Origin of the sequence: Pantoea sp. At-9b, assembly GCF_000175935.2 — a bacterium.
Taxonomy (GTDB): domain Bacteria; phylum Pseudomonadota; class Gammaproteobacteria; order Enterobacterales; family Enterobacteriaceae; genus Pantoea.
The window spans coordinates 307035-324973 of record NC_014837.1; the positions used below are offsets into that span (position 1 = coordinate 307035).

At 56.4% G+C, this 17939-nt stretch carries 19 protein-coding genes; 12 read left to right on the forward strand and 7 right to left on the reverse strand.

The window, feature by feature from the left end; genetic code table 11:
• Positions 1–22 precede the first annotated feature (22 nt).
• Positions 23–580 (reverse strand): DcrB family lipoprotein, encoded by a 558-nt coding sequence (locus PAT9B_RS01310; protein ID WP_013507443.1) that lies wholly within the window; start codon positions 578–580, stop codon positions 23–25.
• A 117-nt stretch (positions 581–697) separates the two neighbouring features.
• The gene (locus PAT9B_RS01315) at positions 698–1363 is read right to left on the reverse strand and encodes a 7-cyano-7-deazaguanine/7-aminomethyl-7-deazaguanine transporter (RefSeq protein WP_013507444.1); all 666 of its coding nucleotides are present in this window, start codon (positions 1361–1363) and stop codon (positions 698–700) included.
• Positions 1364–1556: 193 nt separating this feature from the next.
• Between PAT9B_RS01315 and tusA the strand changes: the two genes are divergently transcribed.
• Positions 1557–1808, forward strand: a complete 252-nt coding sequence (gene tusA / locus PAT9B_RS01320; RefSeq protein ID WP_013507445.1) for a sulfurtransferase TusA — start codon at positions 1557–1559, stop codon at positions 1806–1808.
• A gap of 17 nt (positions 1809–1825) precedes the next feature.
• Here the strand turns inward: tusA and PAT9B_RS01325 are convergent, their stop codons facing one another.
• Positions 1826–4090, reverse strand: coding sequence for a zinc/cadmium/mercury/lead-transporting ATPase (locus PAT9B_RS01325; RefSeq protein ID WP_013507446.1), 2265 nt, complete (start codon positions 4088–4090; stop codon positions 1826–1828).
• A 94-nt stretch (positions 4091–4184) separates the two neighbouring features.
• Positions 4185–4814, reverse strand: coding sequence for a lysoplasmalogenase (locus PAT9B_RS01330; protein ID WP_013507447.1), 630 nt, complete (start codon positions 4812–4814; stop codon positions 4185–4187).
• Positions 4815–4978: 164 nt separating this feature from the next.
• Between PAT9B_RS01330 and PAT9B_RS01335 the strand changes: the two genes are divergently transcribed.
• Positions 4979–5335 (forward strand): DUF2500 domain-containing protein, encoded by a 357-nt coding sequence (locus PAT9B_RS01335; RefSeq protein ID WP_013507448.1) that lies wholly within the window; start codon positions 4979–4981, stop codon positions 5333–5335.
• Between the two features lie 13 nt (positions 5336–5348).
• Here the strand turns inward: PAT9B_RS01335 and PAT9B_RS01340 are convergent, their stop codons facing one another.
• Both PAT9B_RS01340 and rsmD read right to left on the reverse strand, forming a co-directional pair.
• Positions 5349–5618 carry a DUF1145 family protein gene (locus tag PAT9B_RS01340; protein ID WP_013507449.1) on the reverse strand — a complete coding sequence of 90 codons (270 nt, stop codon included), beginning with the start codon at positions 5616–5618 and terminating at the stop codon, positions 5349–5351.
• On the reverse strand, positions 5618–6208 hold the full coding sequence (gene rsmD, locus PAT9B_RS01345) for a 16S rRNA (guanine(966)-N(2))-methyltransferase (protein ID WP_013507450.1): 591 nt from the start codon (positions 6206–6208) through the stop codon (positions 5618–5620). Before rsmD ends, PAT9B_RS01340 begins: the two co-directional genes overlap by 1 nt.
• A gap of 230 nt (positions 6209–6438) precedes the next feature.
• On the opposite strand from rsmD, the gene ftsY reads away from it, so the two are divergent.
• From ftsY to rpoH, 4 genes are all read left to right on the forward strand, one after another.
• On the forward strand, positions 6439–7803 hold the full coding sequence (gene ftsY / locus PAT9B_RS01350; RefSeq protein WP_013507451.1) for a signal recognition particle-docking protein FtsY: 1365 nt from the start codon (positions 6439–6441) through the stop codon (positions 7801–7803).
• A gap of 5 nt (positions 7804–7808) precedes the next feature.
• The gene (gene ftsE, locus PAT9B_RS01355) at positions 7809–8477 is read left to right on the forward strand and encodes a cell division ATP-binding protein FtsE (protein WP_013507452.1); all 669 of its coding nucleotides are present in this window, start codon (positions 7809–7811) and stop codon (positions 8475–8477) included.
• A complete protein-coding gene (ftsX, locus tag PAT9B_RS01360) occupies positions 8467–9450 on the forward strand; it encodes a permease-like cell division protein FtsX (protein WP_013507453.1) in 984 nt (327 codons plus the stop codon). Before ftsE ends, ftsX begins: the two co-directional genes overlap by 11 nt.
• A gap of 248 nt (positions 9451–9698) precedes the next feature.
• Positions 9699–10556: an RNA polymerase sigma factor RpoH gene (rpoH, locus tag PAT9B_RS01365; RefSeq protein WP_013507454.1), complete on the forward strand. Its 858-nt coding sequence runs from the start codon at positions 9699–9701 to the stop codon at positions 10554–10556.
• A 54-nt stretch (positions 10557–10610) separates the two neighbouring features.
• On the opposite strand, the gene panM is transcribed toward rpoH, so the two are convergent.
• Positions 10611–10997: an aspartate 1-decarboxylase autocleavage activator PanM gene (gene panM, locus PAT9B_RS01370; RefSeq protein ID WP_013507455.1), complete on the reverse strand. Its 387-nt coding sequence runs from the start codon at positions 10995–10997 to the stop codon at positions 10611–10613.
• A gap of 404 nt (positions 10998–11401) precedes the next feature.
• Here panM and PAT9B_RS01375 point away from each other — a divergent pair, with 404 nt between their 5' ends.
• The 6 genes from PAT9B_RS01375 to ugpB all read left to right on the forward strand — a co-directional run bounded on the left by PAT9B_RS01375 (position 11402) and on the right by ugpB (position 17929).
• Complete coding sequence (locus PAT9B_RS01375) at positions 11402–12529, forward strand: branched-chain amino acid ABC transporter substrate-binding protein (RefSeq protein ID WP_013507456.1); 1128 nt, start codon at positions 11402–11404, stop codon at positions 12527–12529.
• A 119-nt stretch (positions 12530–12648) separates the two neighbouring features.
• Positions 12649–13575, forward strand: a complete 927-nt coding sequence (livH, locus tag PAT9B_RS01380) for a high-affinity branched-chain amino acid ABC transporter permease LivH (RefSeq protein WP_013507457.1) — start codon at positions 12649–12651, stop codon at positions 13573–13575.
• Positions 13572–14843, forward strand: coding sequence for a high-affinity branched-chain amino acid ABC transporter permease LivM (locus PAT9B_RS01385; protein ID WP_013507458.1), 1272 nt, complete (start codon positions 13572–13574; stop codon positions 14841–14843). The genes livH and PAT9B_RS01385 overlap by 4 nt, the downstream gene beginning before the upstream one ends.
• Positions 14840–15607: a high-affinity branched-chain amino acid ABC transporter ATP-binding protein LivG gene (gene livG / locus PAT9B_RS01390; RefSeq protein WP_013507459.1), complete on the forward strand. Its 768-nt coding sequence runs from the start codon at positions 14840–14842 to the stop codon at positions 15605–15607. Before PAT9B_RS01385 ends, livG begins: the two co-directional genes overlap by 4 nt.
• Position 15608: 1 nt before the next feature.
• Entirely contained in the window at positions 15609–16322 is a 714-nt protein-coding gene (livF, locus tag PAT9B_RS01395) for a high-affinity branched-chain amino acid ABC transporter ATP-binding protein LivF (protein WP_013507460.1), read from the forward strand.
• A gap of 290 nt (positions 16323–16612) precedes the next feature.
• The gene (gene ugpB, locus PAT9B_RS01400) at positions 16613–17929 is read left to right on the forward strand and encodes a sn-glycerol-3-phosphate ABC transporter substrate-binding protein UgpB (RefSeq protein WP_013507461.1); all 1317 of its coding nucleotides are present in this window, start codon (positions 16613–16615) and stop codon (positions 17927–17929) included.
• Positions 17930–17939: the final 10 nt, after the last annotated feature.

The following is a 17939-nucleotide window of genomic DNA, read 5'->3' on the forward strand; positions in this document are numbered from 1 at the left end:
CGAGGGCCACAGGCCGCAAAAACTATTTCAGCGTAATGCTTTTCACGATGGCATCTGCATCGCTCTGGGCCTGCTGCTGATTATCCGCTGGCAGGGTGATTTGCAGAGTCAGCAGTTTGCCGTCAACTTTCGCCAGAATCACCGAAGACCAGGAGGTCTGGTGGTTGGCAGAAATCACGGTATCCAGCTGCTGAGCCGGTTGATCGCTCAGCGTTACCGCTTTGTTCGATACCACCTGCAACTGCGGGTCGCGGTTGCGTTGCTGCTGTTCCAGACGCTGTGACAGCGCATCCAGCGCTTCATTGGTCGGGTCACCGGCAATCACGATAATTGCGCGCGCGCCGGTCTGATCGGCATAGACATGCATATTGGCGGATTCGGTACCAAGCTTACCGCTCTTATCCGCCATGCCCGCAGGCAGGGTGAAGCTCAGTTTTCCGTCCAGCAGACTTACCGTCTGGGTTGACTGGCTGGCAGCGCTGCCGTTGTCAGCCGTTGCCGCGTCATCCTTTTTCTGGTCACAGGCCGCGAGGCCAAGCACCAGCAGGCCAATGCCCGCATATTTCACTAAGTTACGCATTCTTTTCCCTATAACAAGATTCCAGTCCGCGATTATCAAATCGGAATCGGCGGTCAAAAGCAACCGCCGGTTTGTCAGGAAATCTTAGCGTGGGTGCAACGCGGGCACTACGTAGAATTAACCGAAATTGAGCTGACGTTGGGCCGAACGCTCAGCCAGACGCTTCAGCGTCGCATTGAGCAGCACGCCATAGGCCGGCAGGAAGAAGAGCATGCAGATCATCACTTTGAAGCTGTAATCCACCAGCGCGATTTCCACCCAGTGCTGGGCCATAAACGGGTCCGGGCTTTTGTAGAAAGCGATAAAGAAGAACGCCAGGGTATCGCTGATATTGCCGAGGAACATCGCCGCAGCCGGCGCAATCCACCACTGTGGCAGGCGGCGCAGACGGTTAAACACGTGTACATCCAGAATCTGCCCTAACGCATAGGCCATAAAGCTGGCGCTGGCGATACGGGCCACGAACAGGTTCACCTGCTCCAGTGACGCCCAGCCCTGCCATTCGCCCTGATAAAACACGCAGGAAACGATGTAAGAGATAAACAACGCCGGCACCATCACCGCCAGAATAATACGACGGGCCAGCGGCGCGCCGAAAATACGCACGGTGAGATCGGTGGCGAGGAAAATAAACGGAAAGCTGAAGGCACCCCAGGTGGTGTGGAAGCCAAAAATGGCCACCGGTAGCTGCACCAGATAGTTACTGGAGGTGATCACCAGCAAATGAAACAAAGACAGCCAGAACAGCGCATGCATGCGCTGACGCGGAGAAAAAGCGATCATGTTTAGCCTTTTTAGTGTTGGGGTGAGGGAACCCAGTACCGCAGTTTTTTGCGGTGGTTAATAAAAAATCGGCGGCATCTTATCGCGTTGTGCGATTTATGCAATGGTTAATATTAACGCAATCGTTATCGCCTTGCGCGGATGATTGAGCGCGCTAGAATGAGCGCCCTCCCTTGCAAACAGACAGAGAATCATGAGCGATCCCTTTTCCGCGCCGGACCATACCCTTGATGCCCTTGGCCTGCGCTGCCCGGAGCCGGTGATGATGGTGCGTAAAACCGTGCGCCAGATGCAGGCGGGCGAAACCCTGCTGATTATTGCTGACGATCCGGCGACCACGCGTGATATCCCCGGCTTTTGCCGCTTTATGGAACATACCTTGCTGGCGCAGCAGACGGACAGTCTGCCGTATCAGTACCTGATCCAGAAAGGCGCAGATGCCTGAAGGCATCCGCGTCTTGTTTAACGTGAACGCAGCAGTCGCAGCGCGTTGGCGGTGACCAGCGCAGTAGCACCGGAATCCGCCAATACCGCCAGCCATAACCCGGTAAAGCCGAGCAGCGTGGTGGCCAGGAATAACGCCTTCAGCCCCAGCGCCAGCGCGATATTCTGGCGGATGATACGGCGGGTGCGGCGTGCCAGCGCCACGGTACGCGGCAGAATCGCCAGCCGGTTTTGCGTCAGTGCCGCATCGGCTGCTTCCAGCGCCACATCAGTGCCGCTGCCCATTGCAATGCCCAGCGTGGCTGCTTTCATCGCTGGCGCATCGTTGATGCCATCGCCAATCATCGCCAGCGATTGCTGTGCATCCAGTTCACGCACCGCGGCGACCTTAGCGGCAGGCAGCAGGCTGGCGCGATAATCAATCTGCAATTCCGCAGCAATCGCGGCGGCGGCGCGCGGGTTATCACCGGTCAGCATCAGACTGCGGATGCCGAGTTGTTGCAGTTCTGCCAGCGCGCTGGCCGCTTCGCGACGTAACTGATCCTGCAACGCCAACACGCCAAGCGGACGGGCGTCCTGTAACAGGACCACCACCGTTTTGCCACCGTTCTCAAGCTGCGCGATGGTTTGCAGCTGATCCTCCAGCAGGTTTTTCACTTCACGCGGGGCCAGCAACTGATAGTGGATGCCCGCAATCTGCGCTTCGATGCCGCTACCGGTTAGCGTGCGCTGATCACATGCCACCGGCAGGGAAAGCTGCTGCCGGGTGGCTTCTGCGACGATAGCCAGCGCCAGCGGATGGCTGGAACCCTGTTCAATCGCGGCACTGAGCGCCAGCAACCTTTCCGGCTGTGCGTCTCCAAACGCCAGCACATCGGAGACCTGCGGCTTGCCTTCGGTCAGGGTGCCGGTTTTATCGAACGCCATCATGCTGACGCGGCTGAGCCGTTCCAGTGCGGCACCGCCTTTAATCAACGCCCCCTGGCGTGCTGCGGCCGCCAAACCAGAGGTAATCGCTGCCGGGGTGGAAATCACCAGCGCACACGGGCAACCAATCAGCAGCAGCGTCAAACCTTTGTAAATCCACGGCAGCCAGTCAGCGCCCGCGATCAGCGGCGGCAGCGTCATCACCAGCAATGCCAACAGCATAATTGCCGGGGTATAGAGACGGCTGAAGCGATCGATAAAACGCTCGACCGGTGCGCGATGGCTTTCCGCTTCCTCAATCAGTTGCAGGATACGGTCGATGGCGCTGTGGCCGGGTTCAGAAATCACCTGCAACCTGACCAGACGATCGACGCTGGTGGCTCCGGCCATAACCGTCTCGCCAGGCTGGCGTGCTACCGGCACTGATTCGCCAGTTAATGCGCTTTCGTCAAAGCTGGCGGCGCTGGCAAGTAACTCGCCATCGGCAGGCAAACGGCCACCCGCCGCGACTTCAATCACATCTCCGGGACGTAACTCCGCCAGCGCCACCTGCTCACGCAGTGCGCCGCGCACGCGGGTGGCGGTATCGGGGCGCAACGCCATCAGCGCGGTCACACCGCGACGGGCGCGCGTGGCGGCATAGGCTTCCAGACGTTCGCCCAGTTGAAACAGCAGCAAAACCATCGCGGCTTCGGCATGTGCACCAATCACCAGCGCACCGCCAGCGGCGAGCGTCATCAGGGTTTCGATGCTGAAAGGGGAACCGCTGCGCAGCAGACGCCAGGCGCTGCGGGCAACCGGCAGCAGGCCGACTAAGGTGGTGATGACAAACAAGCGATCGCCCCACAGCGGGGACGTCAGGCTGAGCAGCCAGCTGGCAAGCATCAACAGTGCCAGCAGCAGCAAACCGGCGTTTTCCCGCAAGCGAGCGGGCTGGGTTTGCACATCGGCGGCGATCAGGCTGAAACCGGCGCTTTTGACCGCCTGTTCAATCGCCGGACGGATATCGTTTTCGGCATCGACCACCAATTTCTCACTGGCGAAGATGACACGGGCGTTGCGTACCTGTGGCAGTTTTTGTACGGCGGTTTCGATTTTGCGTGCACAGCTCGGGCAATCCATCCCGGCAATTTGCCAGCGGAATTGATGGGCGCTGGGGCCGGGCCTGTCGCTCTCTTCGTCGGTGTCGCCACCGCCGGGACTGCCGTTATCGCAGCAGCTACAGTTGCTGTCTGGCGTCACCGGCTGTGCGGCGGAAATCTGTAGCGTCACCGGGCGTGCACGGCTGATGCCGCAAAGCGGCTGCGGTTTGTTATGGCTTTTGCCACAACGGCAGGCGTGGGTATGTTGATGCATGTAACCTCCGGATTCAGGGACGGACGAAGGTCCGTACCCTGATGCTACACTCTGGAGTGCACTCCAGAGTCAAGCGCGGAAGATGACTTTTTCTTCAATTGAGCCACAAAGAGCGCACGATCATAAAATGACCGGCAAAGTAGCAGGCCGCAACGATGGCGCTATCGGCGCGGAAACGACGGCGATAGTGGGTGATAAACCAGACGATATTTGCCAGCAGCAGCAGCCCGGCACCGACCAGCAGCGAGAAGCTGTAATCCGTCGGACGGAAGAAGTAGTTTTCAGCCGCCATCCAGGTCATCACCAGCGTCATGCCGATAAAGGTACACACCGGCCAGCGTAACTCTTCCAGCTTGGTCCAGATGATGCCAATCAATATCACGCCGATGATCAATAGCGTGAGCGGCACCGGCCAGAAGAAGCTGACCGTCATGTGTGCGGCAAAGCTGATGGTGTAGAGCAGATGCGAGAGAAAGAAAGCACCCAGCGCATACAGCATCTGCTGGCGTGGCAGCAGCGTCAACGCATCGCCAACCAGTGTGGCAACCAGGCCTGCGAGAATCAGGTAATCGGTGGGGTTAAAGGTAGGCGCTTGCCAGGCCCAGGCCACCAGCAGCAACAGGGTGACGGGTTTAAATAACCAACGCTGCCACTGCGGGCCGCGGTAAGTTGCATCGACATAGAGCCAACCGGAAAAAAGTACGGCAAGGAAAGACCAAAGCATGTTTTCTCCCTTTTCTGGACGTGATGTCCGCCAGTCTGATGAATTTTCCCAAAAACGCGATCCCAGTGTAAGTTACCGGCGGTGAATGTGACAATCGGGCAACTCTGGTTGTATGCTTGGCCCTCTTAACCTTTCCGACATTAACGCAAAGCACGAGAGAAAACATGAGCAAACCACCGCTACTCTTTTTTATCGTACTGGCGATTATTGCTGTTTTGGCGACCCGTCAGTTTATCAAGCAACGCCGTGAAACGGCGGTGAACGATGCCTCCCCGATCCAAACCCTGAGCGTCGAAATCAAAACCAAGCGAGAATATCCGTCACCCAATCGCCGTTCGCGCCAGCGTGAAGTGATTGCCGGAGAAGATATGCGTTATGAAGCCTGGTTCCATCCGCTGAATGGGGCGGGAGATTTTAAGCTGGTGATCAATGCCGGGGATTATCATCAGATGGATAAAGGGGTGAAAGGCGAGCTGAAAATGCAGGGCAGCCGCTTTGTCAGTTTTACCCCGGCACAGTGATCATGCAGAAACATTATCCTTTGGGATAATGTTTCTTTTGCCACGCCAGCAGTTCAAACACGCCAAAGAAGAAAATCTTTAATTGCGTGGCACGTCCCAATTTTGGCGCTTCCTTTGGCTGCGTGGCGCGCAGCAATACCAGCTGCAAACCATGCATAATCACCATAAAGAACAACGCTACATGCACGAAATAGCGTAGCGGGGTGGGGAACGGCTGGACCAGATTTAACAACAAAAAGGCCCAGACGCAGATCATTAATAAACGTCCCAGATTAAGCCACATCACGCATCTCCTTGTTGGCGTTGATATAAACGATAAGCCACCTGTCCGGCAATTTTCTCGCGGTACAAATCCCAACTCGCAGGCACCGGCGGTACACCCTGTTCCACTTCGCTTTCGACGTAGATCAGCGCTTCCGCCGCCAGCCAGCCGTTTTGCTCCAGCAGCGCCAGCGTCTCCTGCAACAGCCCCTTGCGGAACGGCGGATCGACAAACACTACGTCAAAGGGTTCGCCCGGCTGGCTCAGCCATTGCAGCGTATTGGTCTGCACCACCTTGCCATGGCTGGCACGCAGCGTTTGCAGGTTTTGCATTAATTGCTGGGCGACCGGGCGCTCCAGTTCCAACAGGGTAGCAGAGGCGGCAAAGCGCGACAGCGCTTCGAGGCCGAGCGCGCCGCTACCGGCAAAGCAATCCAGGCAGCGTGCCTGCTGAATATCCGGGGCCAGCCAGTTAAACAAGGTTTCGCGTACCCGATCGGTGGTCGGACGTAGGCCAGCGCTGTCGGGCACCGGCAATTTACGGCCGCGCCATTGACCGCCAATGATGCGGATCTGACCAGCAGCGCCGCTGCTGCGGGGGGATTTACTCATTTTGCTCACAACTCGTCATAATTTGTTGCGTAGTTTAACGGGCGTGGAAGGCAGAAGAAACGTAAAAAAGGGTGCTGTGGTGCGCTGGCTGGAAAGTGTTAGACTAGTGAGTTGGTATGGCGCGCGTAATGCACTGATTTTTTCGCGGCTGAAGCCTTCAAATTGAATTTTTTTATCCCCTGGGAACAGCGTGCTACCGGGAATAAGCCATCGAGGAGTGTGGTTACACAATGGCAAAAGAGAAAAAACGCGGCTTTTTTTCCTGGCTAGGCTTTGGCAAAGAAGAAGAGACGCAACAGCCTGCCGAAGAGCAGCAACAACCCGCTGAGGTGGCGCAGGAGCCAGCCGTTGAAGAGAGCGCGTTAGATCGCGCCGAAGCGCAGGCGGAAGAAACCGTTGCCGTCACCGAGCAGGTGGCTGAGCAGCCGGTTGCCGCGCCGGAGGTTGTTGTCGCAGAAGAAGCCCTGCCAGAAACGCAGCAGCAACCGGAGCTTGAGCCGGTAGCCGAAGCCACGCAGGACGAAGAAGACAGCCCGCTCAGCGATGAAGAGCTGGAAGCGTTGGCGTTGGCAGAAGACGCACCCGAAGCGGAGCCGGAGGTCGTTGAGGATACCGTCAGCGATCTGCCACTGGCCGCCGCCCCAATGGTGGCGCAGGAGCAGGAGCGCCCCACCAAAGAGGGCTTCTTTGCCCGTCTGAAACGCAGCCTGGTAAAAACCCGTGCCAATCTGGGTTCTGGCTTTATCAGTCTGTTCCGCGGCAAAAAAATCGATGACGATCTGTTTGAGGAACTGGAAGAGCAGTTGCTGATTGCGGACGTTGGGGTTGAAACCACGCGTCGCATCATCACGAATCTGACGCAGCAGGCAGACCGCAAACAACTGCGTGATGCGGAAGCGCTGTATGGCCTGTTGAAAACCGAGATGGCCGGGATTCTCGACAAAGTGGATGCGCCGCTGGATGTCTCCGGAAAAACACCGTTTGTTATCCTGATGGTTGGGGTCAACGGGGTCGGTAAAACCACCACCATCGGCAAGCTGGCGCGCCAGTATCAGGCCGAAGGCAAATCCGTGATGCTGGCGGCGGGCGATACCTTCCGTGCGGCTGCGGTAGAGCAATTGCAGGTCTGGGGTCAGCGCAACAACATCCCGGTTATCGCGCAGCATACCGGTGCGGATTCCGCGTCAGTGATTTTTGACGCCATCCAGGCTGCGAAAGCGCGTAACGTCGATGTGTTGATCGCCGATACCGCCGGACGTCTGCAAAACAAATCGCACCTGATGGAAGAACTGAAGAAAATCACCCGCGTGATGAAGAAACTGGATGAAGATGCGCCGCATGAAGTGATGCTGACCATCGATGCCAGCACCGGGCAGAACGCCATCAGCCAGGCGAAACTGTTCCATGAAGCGGTGGGCCTGACCGGCATCACCCTGACAAAACTGGATGGCACCGCGAAAGGTGGTGTGATCTTCTCGGTTGCCGATCAGTTTGGCATTCCGATTCGTTATATCGGTGTCGGGGAAGGCATCGAGGATTTACGGCCGTTTAAGGCCGCAGACTTTATTGAGGCACTGTTTGCCCGAGAGGACTAATTGGGATGATTCGCTTTGAAGAGGTCAGTAAGGCATATCTGGGCGGACGTCAGGCGCTCCAGGGGGTGGATTTTCATCTGCGCCCCGGCGAAATGGCGTTTCTGACCGGCCACTCTGGCGCGGGGAAAAGTACCTTACTGAAACTGATTTGTGGTATTGAGCGCCCGAGCGCCGGGAAAATCTGGTTCAGTGGGCACGACATCTCCCGGCTGCGGAATAGCGAAGTGCCCTTTTTGCGTCGTCAGATTGGCATGATCTTCCAGGATCACCACCTGCTGATGGATCGTTCGGTGTATGACAACGTGGCGATCCCGCTGATTATCTCGGGAGCCAGCGGTGAGGATATTCGTCGTCGCGTCTCGGCGGCGCTGGATAAAGTAGGCCTGCTCGACAAAGCGAAAAGTTTCCCGATTCAGCTCTCTGGCGGTGAACAGCAGCGCGTCGGCATTGCGCGTGCAGTGGTGAATAAACCCGCCGTGCTGCTGGCGGATGAACCGACCGGTAACCTTGATGAAGCGCTGTCGGAAGATATTCTGCGCCTGTTTGAAGAGTTTAACCGCGTGGGTGTGACGGTGCTGATGGCTACCCACGATATGGGCCTGATCGCCCGTCGTAACTATCGCATGATGACGCTCAATCAGGGACGCCTGCACGGAGGCCATGATGGTCAATAAACGCAATAAGCGCGCACCCGCGCCGAAAGCGAAACAGCCTTCGAAAAGCAAAGCGCTGAAGGGCGGCTGGCAGGAGCAGTGGCGCTATGCGCTGCGCGGCACGCTGTCCGACATGTGGCGTCAGCCGTTGGCGACGTTGCTGACGGTGATGGTGATTGCTATCTCGCTGACGCTGCCCAGCGTCTGCTATATGGTGTGGAAAAACGTCAGTCAGGCGGCGACCCAGTGGTATCCGGCACCGCAGCTGACGGTGTATCTCTCCAAAACGCTGGATGACACGGCGGCAGAGAACGTTACTACGCAACTGAAACAGTTGGATGGCGTGAAAAATGTCGATTATCTGACGCGAGAAGAGGCGCTTAACGAGTTCCGCAACTGGTCTGGTTTTGGCGGCGCGATGGATATGCTGGAGCAGAATCCGCTACCGGCGGTGGCGATTATCACGCCGAAGCTGAATTTCCAGAGTGCCGATACGCTGGCGAGCCTGCGTGATCGCGTGTCGAAAGTGCAGGGCGTGGATGAAGTCCGTATGGACGATAGCTGGTTTGCCCGTCTGGCGGCGTTGTCCGGGCTGGTGGGACAAATTGCCGAGATCATTGGCTTGCTGATGGTCGTTGCGGTATTCCTGGTGATAGGTAACAGCGTCCGCCTCAGTATCTTTGCACGCCGTGACACCATCAACGTGCAGAAATTGCTGGGGGCCACTGACGGCTTTATTCTGCGTCCGTTCCTGTATGGCGGAGCAATGCTGGGCTTCAGCGGTGCGGTGCTGTCACTGATCCTGTCTGAGGTGCTGGTGCTGCGTCTGCAATCGGTGGTCGCCCAGGTGGCGCAGGTGTTTGGCACCAGCTTTGATCTGGAAGGCTTTTCCTGGGATGAAGCGCTGTTGTTGCTGTTGATTGCCGCCATCATCGGCTGGATTGCTGCCTGGCTGGCGACGGTACAACATTTACGCCGATTTACGCCCCAGTAAACGCCTGACACATTTTTTTGGTATAATAGTCCTCTGCTGCCGACAAACGGGTGCAGAGGATTTTTCTCCGCTTCCCTTCCTGTCATCTGTGTGTAAAATATTCACTGTTACAATGGAACTTGTGGATAACTTGGATCTCTAAGTTCGGGTAGCACAGATTGCTTTCAGATTTCCAGCAACGTTGACGTAATGTATCGTTTGCTCATGGGAACGTGCAGCAATATTCCACTGAATTTGTGAGGGTTTGAATGACCAAAGAAATGCAAACTTTAGCTATTGCTCCTCTTGGTAACCTGGAATCGTATATTCGGGCTGCCAACGTCTGGCCGATGCTGTCGGCAGAAGAGGAAAAAGCGCTGGCTGAACGGCTGCATTACCAGGGCGATCTGGATGCGGCTAAGACGCTGATCCTGTCTCATCTGCGCTTTGTTGTTCATATCGCTCGTAACTATTCCGGTTACGGCTTGCCACAGGCAGACCTGATTCAGGAAGGGAACATCGGCCTGATGAAGGCGGTGCGTCGCTTCAATCCTGAAGTTGGTGTGCGTCTGGTGTCGTTTGCCGTGCACTGGATTAAAGCTGAGATTCACGAATACGTACTGCGTAACTGGCGTATCGTGAAGGTCGCTACCACGAAAGCACAGCGTAAGCTGTTCTTTAACCTGCGTAAAACCAAGCAGCGTCTGGGCTGGTTTAACCAGGATGAAGTCGAGATGGTAGCGCGCGAGCTGGGCGTGAGCAGCAAAGATGTGCGTGAAATGGAATCGCGCATGGCGGCACAGGATATGACTTTCGACATGTCGGCTGACGACGAAAACGGCGAAAGCAAGACCATGGCTCCGGTGCTGTATCTGCAGGATAAAACCTCTGACTTTGCCGACGGTATTGAAGAGGACAACTGGGATGCACACGCCGCCGACAAACTGACCGACGCGATGCAGGGCCTGGACGAGCGTAGTCAGCACATCATCCGTGCGCGCTGGCTGGATGAAGAGAACAAAACCACGTTGCAGGAACTGGCCGATCAATACGGTGTTTCCGCAGAGCGTGTACGCCAGCTGGAAAAGAACGCCATGAAGAAATTACGTATGGCGATTGAAGCCTGATAAGGCACTGTCAGAAAGGGCGACTCAGCGAGTCGCCTTTTTTATGCCTGCGATTTAGCGCGTCCAGCCATCGGCCTGAGCGCGGAAGCCGCAAGCCTGCATAAACGCCGCCCGCACGGCCTGATCATCGTCGCCATCATCGGCCACCCACCACGCTGCCAGTGCGCTGTTCTGTGCCAGCGTCTCCTCCAGCAAATATTTCCCCACACCACGTCGGCGCGTCACTTCCCGTACCTGAAGATGCGTAATTTTTCCCTGCACGCCCTGAATGGTCAGTTGCAGTGCTGCCAGCAGACGATCATTAAAGCGTGCGGCATACATGCGCTGCGTTTCGCTTAGCCGGGATTCCAGTTGCGAAATATCGATCTCCGGCCAGACTTTGGTCAGGTCGATTCGATCCTGCGTCGTCAACGATGTTAAGCGCTGAATAGTGAGCTTCATTCCCCGTACCTGTACTAGTGCAAAGGGCATAGTGTAGCGAATTTAGACAGTCAGAGCGCTGTCACTTTTTTTTGATGAAAATAGGTCAAACAACAGCCTGTTTGCCAGGATAATAGTTGAACAGGGCGATGGTTGATTAAATAGCCAGCATAATTAGCTGGCAAGTCGGCGAAAATACGGCCATAACAACCAGACGATTCTGCTGTTCAACCCGGCTATAACTGAATATGTCAGTTGATTTACAGAAGAAACTTCCTGTTTAATAACCTGAAAAATAAAGCCTTATTACCAATAAATGCCAGAAAAGTGCGCTAACTCATTATTCCAGAATCAGTTTTCCTCTTTCACTGGCAGAAAATAATCCAAACCACAACAGACACGACACAACAGATGGGGAAGTTCGCATGAAAATGAGTAAAGGACGCGCATTATTGGCGGGCTGCGTGGCGCTGGCGATGAGCCATGCGGCGCTGGCAAAAGACATCAAAATTGCCATCGTCGGCGCAGCAACCGGCCCGGTAGCCCAATACGGCGACATGCAATTTACCGGTGCGGCACAGGCCATTAAGGACATCAACGCGAAAGGCGGTGTCAACGGCGATAAACTGGTCGGCGTAGAATACGACGACGCCTGCGACCCGAAACAAGCGGTAGCGGTTGCCAACAAAGTTGTGAACGACGGCATCAAATACGTTATCGGCCACCTGTGCTCCTCTTCTACCCAGCCAGCGTCTGACATCTATAACGACGAAGGCGTGCTGATGATTACCCCGGCAGCGACTGCACCGGAACTGACCGCGCGTGGTTATGCTGACGTGCTGCGCACCACCGGCCTGGATTCCGATCAAGGCCCGACGGCAGCAAACTACATCCTCGACACCATCAAACCAAAACGTATCGCTGTGGTGCATGACAAGCAGCAGTACGGCCAGGGTCTGGCGGAATCCGTGCAGAAAACCCTGAAAGCCAAAGGCGGCAACGTGGTGCTGTTCGAAGGCATCACCGCTGGCGATAAAGATTTCTCTACCCTGATTGCCCGTCTGAAGAAAGATAACGTCGACTTCGTTTACTACGGTGGTTACTACCCGGAGCTGGGCCAGATTCTGCGTCAGGCCAAAGCAGCAGGTCTGAATGCTGGCTTTATGGGACCGGAAGGGGTGGGCAATGCCTCACTGTCTAACATTGCCGGTGATGCTTCTGAAGGTCTGTACGTGACGCTGCCGAAGCGCTACGACCAGTTGCCGGACAACAAAGCGATTGTGGACGCCATCAAAGCCAATACCGCACCGAACCGCAAAGATCCGACCGGTCCGTTTGTCTGGACCACTTATGCCGCGATTCAGTCGCTGGTGGCCGGTATCGAGCGTAGCAAGAGCGACGAGCCTGACGCGATCGCGAAGAACCTGAAAGAAGGCGCGCCAGTGCCGACGGTGATGGGCAACCTGAGCTGGGACCAGAAAGGTGACCTGAAAGGCTTCGAGTTCGGCATCTTCAAATGGCATAAAGACGGCTCATCAACCGCGATCAAGTAATCGTTGCATCCAGCACGATCGCAGGGGCGGCCTTCAGGCCGCCCTTAATCAAACCGGTTAATTTACCGCCAGTCGCGGTAACGATTTACCATCACGGACGTGTTTCTAAGGTACTTGTTATGTCCGAGCAGTTCCTCTATTTCCTCCAGCAGATGTTCAACGGAGTGACCCTGGGCAGCACCTACGCGCTGATCGCCATTGGGTACACGATGGTTTACGGCATTATCGGCATGATCAACTTCGCCCACGGCGAGGTGTACATGATCGGTAGCTATGTCTCCTTTATCGTCATCGCCGCGCTGATGATGATGGGCATCGACACCACCTGGCTGATGATTGCCGCCGGTTTTGTCATGGCGATCATTATCTCCAGCGCCTACGGCTGGAGCATCGAACGTGTGGCGTATAAGCCCGTGCGTTCCTCCAAGCGCCTGATCGCGCTGATCTCCGCCATCGGGATGTCGATCTTCCTGCAAAACTACGTCAGCCTGACGCAAGGTTCGCGCGACCTCGCGCTGCCGAGCCTGATCACCGGGCAATGGACGTTAGGTGAAAGCAACGGCTTTGCTGCCACGCTCTCCACCATGCAGTTAATGATCTGGGTAGTGACCTTTATCGCCATGTTGGCCCTGACGGTATTTATCCGTTATTCACGGATGGGACGTGCCTGCCGTGCCTGTGCAGAAGACCTGAAAATGGCCAGCCTGCTGGGTATCAATACCGATCGCGTGATTTCCCTGACCTTTGTGATTGGTGCGGCGATGGCGGCGGTAGCGGGCGTGCTGCTCGGGCAGTTCTACGGCTCTATCAACCCGTTTATCGGCTTTATGGCCGGGATGAAAGCCTTTACTGCCGCAGTGCTGGGCGGTATCGGCAGCATTCCAGGCGCGATGATTGGCGGCCTGGTGCTGGGTATTGCTGAAGCGCTGACTTCTGCCTATCTCTCCACCGAATATAAAGATGTGGTCTCCTTTGCGCTGCTGATTGTGGTGCTGCTGGTGATGCCAACCGGTATCCTTGGCCGTCCGGAGGTGGAAAAAGTATGAAGCGCCTCGGACTGGTTAACGCCGTTATCTCTACGGTGATGTTGCTGGTGCTTGCCACCTTCTTTATGGGCATGCGCCTTGATCTTGATGGCACCAAACTGGTGGTATCGAATGCCGGGACGGTACGCTGGAACTGGATTTTTGTCGGTTGCGGCGTGGTATTTCTGTTCCAGTTGCTGCGCCCGTTATTCCACGGCAAATTCAAACGCAGCGGCAATGGCCTGGTGCTGCCGGGCTTTGATGGTTCGACACCGAAGCAGAAGCTGCTCATGGTGTTGATGATTGTGGCGGCGGTGATTTGGCCGTTCCTGGTTTCGCGCGGCAGCGTCGATATCGCCACGCTGACGCTGATCTACGTGATGTTGGGCCTCGGTCTGAACGTAGTGGTGGGGTTGTCGGGGCTGTTGGTGCTGGGCTATGGCGGCTTCTACGCCATTGGTGCCTATACCTTTGCTTTGCTGAATCACTATTACGGTTTTGGTTTCTGGCAGAGCCTGCCGCTGGCGGGACTGGTGGCCGGGGCGTTTGGTTTGTTGCTTGGCTTCCCGGTGTTGCGCTTGCGCGGTGACTATCTGGCGATTGTTACCCTCGGCTTTGGCGAAATCGTCCGTATCCTGCTGCTGAATAACACCGCGATTACCGGCGGTCCAAACGGTATCGCGCAGATCCCGAAACCGACCTTCTTCGGCCTGGAGTTCGGGCGTAAGGTCAGTGAGGGCGGCTGGGGCACCTTCCACGAGGTGTTCGGCATGAAATACGATCCCAATGACCGCGTGATTTTCCTCTACCTGGTCGCGCTGCTGCTGGTGGTGCTGACGCTGATTATCATCAACCGCTTGCTGCGCATGCCGCTGGGTCGTGCCTGGGAAGCGCTGCGTGAAGATGAAATCGCTTGCCGTTCGCTCGGCCTCAGCCCGACGCGTATCAAGCTGACGGCGTTTACCATCAGCGCTGCTTTTGCGGGTTTTGCCGGTACGTTGTTTGCCGCGCGTCAGGGCTTTGTCAGCCCGGAATCCTTCACCTTTGTCGAGTCGGCGTTTGTGCTGGCGATCGTGGTGCTGGGCGGTATGGGATCGCAGTTTGCGGTCATCCTCGCCGCCGTGTTGTTGGTGGTATCGCGTGAGCTGATGCGTGACCTCAACGAATACAGCATGCTGGTGCTGGGTGGCTTAATGGTGCTGATGATGATTTGGCGACCGCAGGGGCTGCTGCCGATGAAACGTCCGCAGCTGAAACTGAAACAGGGTAAAGCAGGAGAGCAGGCATGAGTCAGCCTTTATTAGCCGTAGAAGGCCTGATGATGCGTTTTGGTGGCCTGCTGGCGGTCAACAACGTGGCGCTGGAACTGCGCGAGCAGGAAATCGTCTCGCTGATTGGCCCGAACGGCGCGGGTAAAACCACGGTGTTCAACTGCCTGACCGGTTTCTACAAACCTACCGGCGGCAGCATCAAACTGCGCGATCAGAATCTGGCCGGGTTACCGGGGCAGAAAATTGCGCGGATGGGCATTGTGCGTACCTTCCAGCACGTGCGCCTGTTCCGTGAGATGACGGTGATTGAAAACCTGCTGGTAGCGCAACATCAGCATCTGAAAAGTGGCGTGTTCTCCGGGTTATTTAAGACCCCGGCGTTCCGCAAAGGCGAAAGCGAAGCGCTGGATCGTGCCGCCACCTGGCTGGAGCGTATCGGCCTGCTGGAGCTGGCGAACCGTCAGGCGGGTAACCTCGCTTATGGTCAGCAACGTCGTCTGGAGATTGCGCGCTGCATGGTCACGCGCCCGGAAATCCTGATGTTGGATGAACCGGCTGCCGGTCTGAACCCGAAAGAAACGCATGAACTGGACGAACTGATTGCCGAACTGCGCGGTACGCACAAGGTGTCGGTGCTGTTGATCGAACATGATATGAAGCTGGTGATGGGCATTTCTGACCGCATCTATGTGGTCAATCAGGGAACGCCGCTGGCCAACGGCACGCCGGAAGAGATTCGTAACAACCCGGACGTGATCCGTGCCTATTTAGGAGAGGCGTAACATGGCCAACCCGATGTTAACCATTGAAAGCGTCAGCGCCCATTACGGTAAAATCCAGGCGCTGCACAACGTTAGCCTGTATATCAATCAGGGGGAGATTGTCACCCTGATTGGTGCCAACGGTGCAGGCAAAACGACGCTGCTCGGTACGCTGTGCGGTGAGCCACGTGCGACGGCAGGCACCATTACGTTTGATGGCAAAACCATTACCGACTGGCAAACCGCACGCATCATGCGTGAGGCGATCGCCATTGTGCCGGAAGGGCGTCGGGTGTTTTCGCGCATGACCGTGGAAGAGAACCTGGCGATGGGCGGCTTTTTTGCCAGCCGTAGCCAGTATCAGGAGCGCATTGAACGCGTTTATGATCTGTTCCCGCGTCTGGCGGAGCGTAAAGTGCAGCGCGCCGGCACCATGTCCGGTGGTGAACAGCAGATGCTGGCGATTGGCCGTGCGTTGATGAGCCAGCCGCGCCTGCTGTTGCTGGACGAGCCGTCGCTCGGTCTGGCGCCGATTATCATTCAGCAGATTTTCGACACCATCGAGCAATTGCGTAAAGAAGGGATGACCATCTTCCTGGTGGAGCAAAACGCCAACCAGGCGCTGAAACTGGCCGACCGCGGCTACGTGCTGGAGAACGGGCATGTGGTGCTGGAGGACAGCGGTGAAGCGTTGTTGTCCAACGAAGCGGTGCGGAGTGCGTATTTAGGGGCTTGAGTGCCCTCACCCTAACCCTCTCCCGCAAGCGGGAGAGGGAATCGATCGGGATATTGCATGTCTCCCTCTCCCGCTTGCGGGAGAGGGAAGAGATCGAGCCAAACTTATCTATTGCACGTCTCCTTCTCCCGCTTGCGGGAGAAGGCCGGGATGAGGGCAACAAGCTGCACTCACCCCCTGTCACATTCCCGTCATTAACCTGTTATTTTTCCGTCATTTTCCCGTGTCATGTTACTTCGCGAACAAAAAATGCGTGATTTCGCGCGTACCTACATGCACAGGAAAACATTATGTCCGCTTTTACGCTTCGTCCCCGCCTGATGAGTGCACTGCTCGGTCTGGCACTCAGTGGTAATGCACTGGCTGCGACCGAAATTCCTTTCTGGCACTCCATGGAAGGCGAGTTAGGCAAAGAAGTCGATTCTCTGGCACAACGTTTTAACCAGGCTCACCCAGACTACAAAATTGTCCCGGTCTACAAAGGCAACTATGAACAGAGCCTGGCGGCGGGGATTGCCGCTGTGCGTACCGGTAAGGCACCGGCCATTTTGCAGGTGTATGAAGTGGGTACCGCGACCATGATGGCGTCCAAAGCCATTGTGCCGGTGCATCAGGTGTTCCAGGACGCCGGTATCGCGTTTGATGAAAAACAGTTCGTCCCGACTGTCGCGGGTTACTACAGCGACTCCAGCGGCCATTTAATCTCTCAGCCGTTCAACAGCTCCACCCCGGTGCTGTACTACAACAAAGACGCCTTCAAAAAAGCCGGTCTGAACCCGGATCAGCCACCGAAAACTTGGCAGGAATTGGCGAAAGACGCCGACGCACTGCGTAAAGCGGGCCTGACCTGTGGTTACGCCAGCGGCTGGCAGGGTTGGATTCAGATTGAAAACTTCAGCGCCTGGCACGCCTTGCCGGTGGCGACCAAAAACAACGGCTTTGACGGCACCGATGCGGAGCTGGAGTTCAACAAGCCGGTGCAGGTTCGTCATATCCAGATGCTGGAAGATATGAACAAGAAGGGTGATTTCACCTACTTTGGCCGCAAAGATGAATCCACCGCTAAGTTCTACAACGGCGATTGCGGCATCACCACCGCATCTTCCGGCTCACTGGCGGATATCAAACACTACGCCAAATTCAACTTTGGTGTCGGCATGATGCCGTATGACGCCACCGTGCCGAATGCACCGCAGAACGCCATTATCGGTGGTGCCAGCCTGTGGGTGATGAAGGGCAAAGATGCTAACACCTACAAAGGTGTAGCGGAGTTTATGCAGTTCCTGGCGCAGCCGGCAATCGCCGCAGAGTGGCACCAGAAGACCGGTTATCTGCCGATCACCACGGCAGCGTATGAGCTGACCAAACAGCAGGGCTTCTACGACAAGAACCCGGGTGCAGATATCGCCACTCGCCAGATGCTGAACAAAGATCCGCTGCCGTTCACCAAAGGGATGCGTCTGGGCAATATGCCGCAGATTCGTACCATCGTGGACGAGGAGCTGGAAAGCGTGTGGACGGGGAAACAGTCGCCGCAGGCAGCGCTGGATAACTCAGTAAAACGCGGAAACGAACTGCTGCGCCGTTTTGAGCAGCAGGTGAAGTAACCCGCCATAA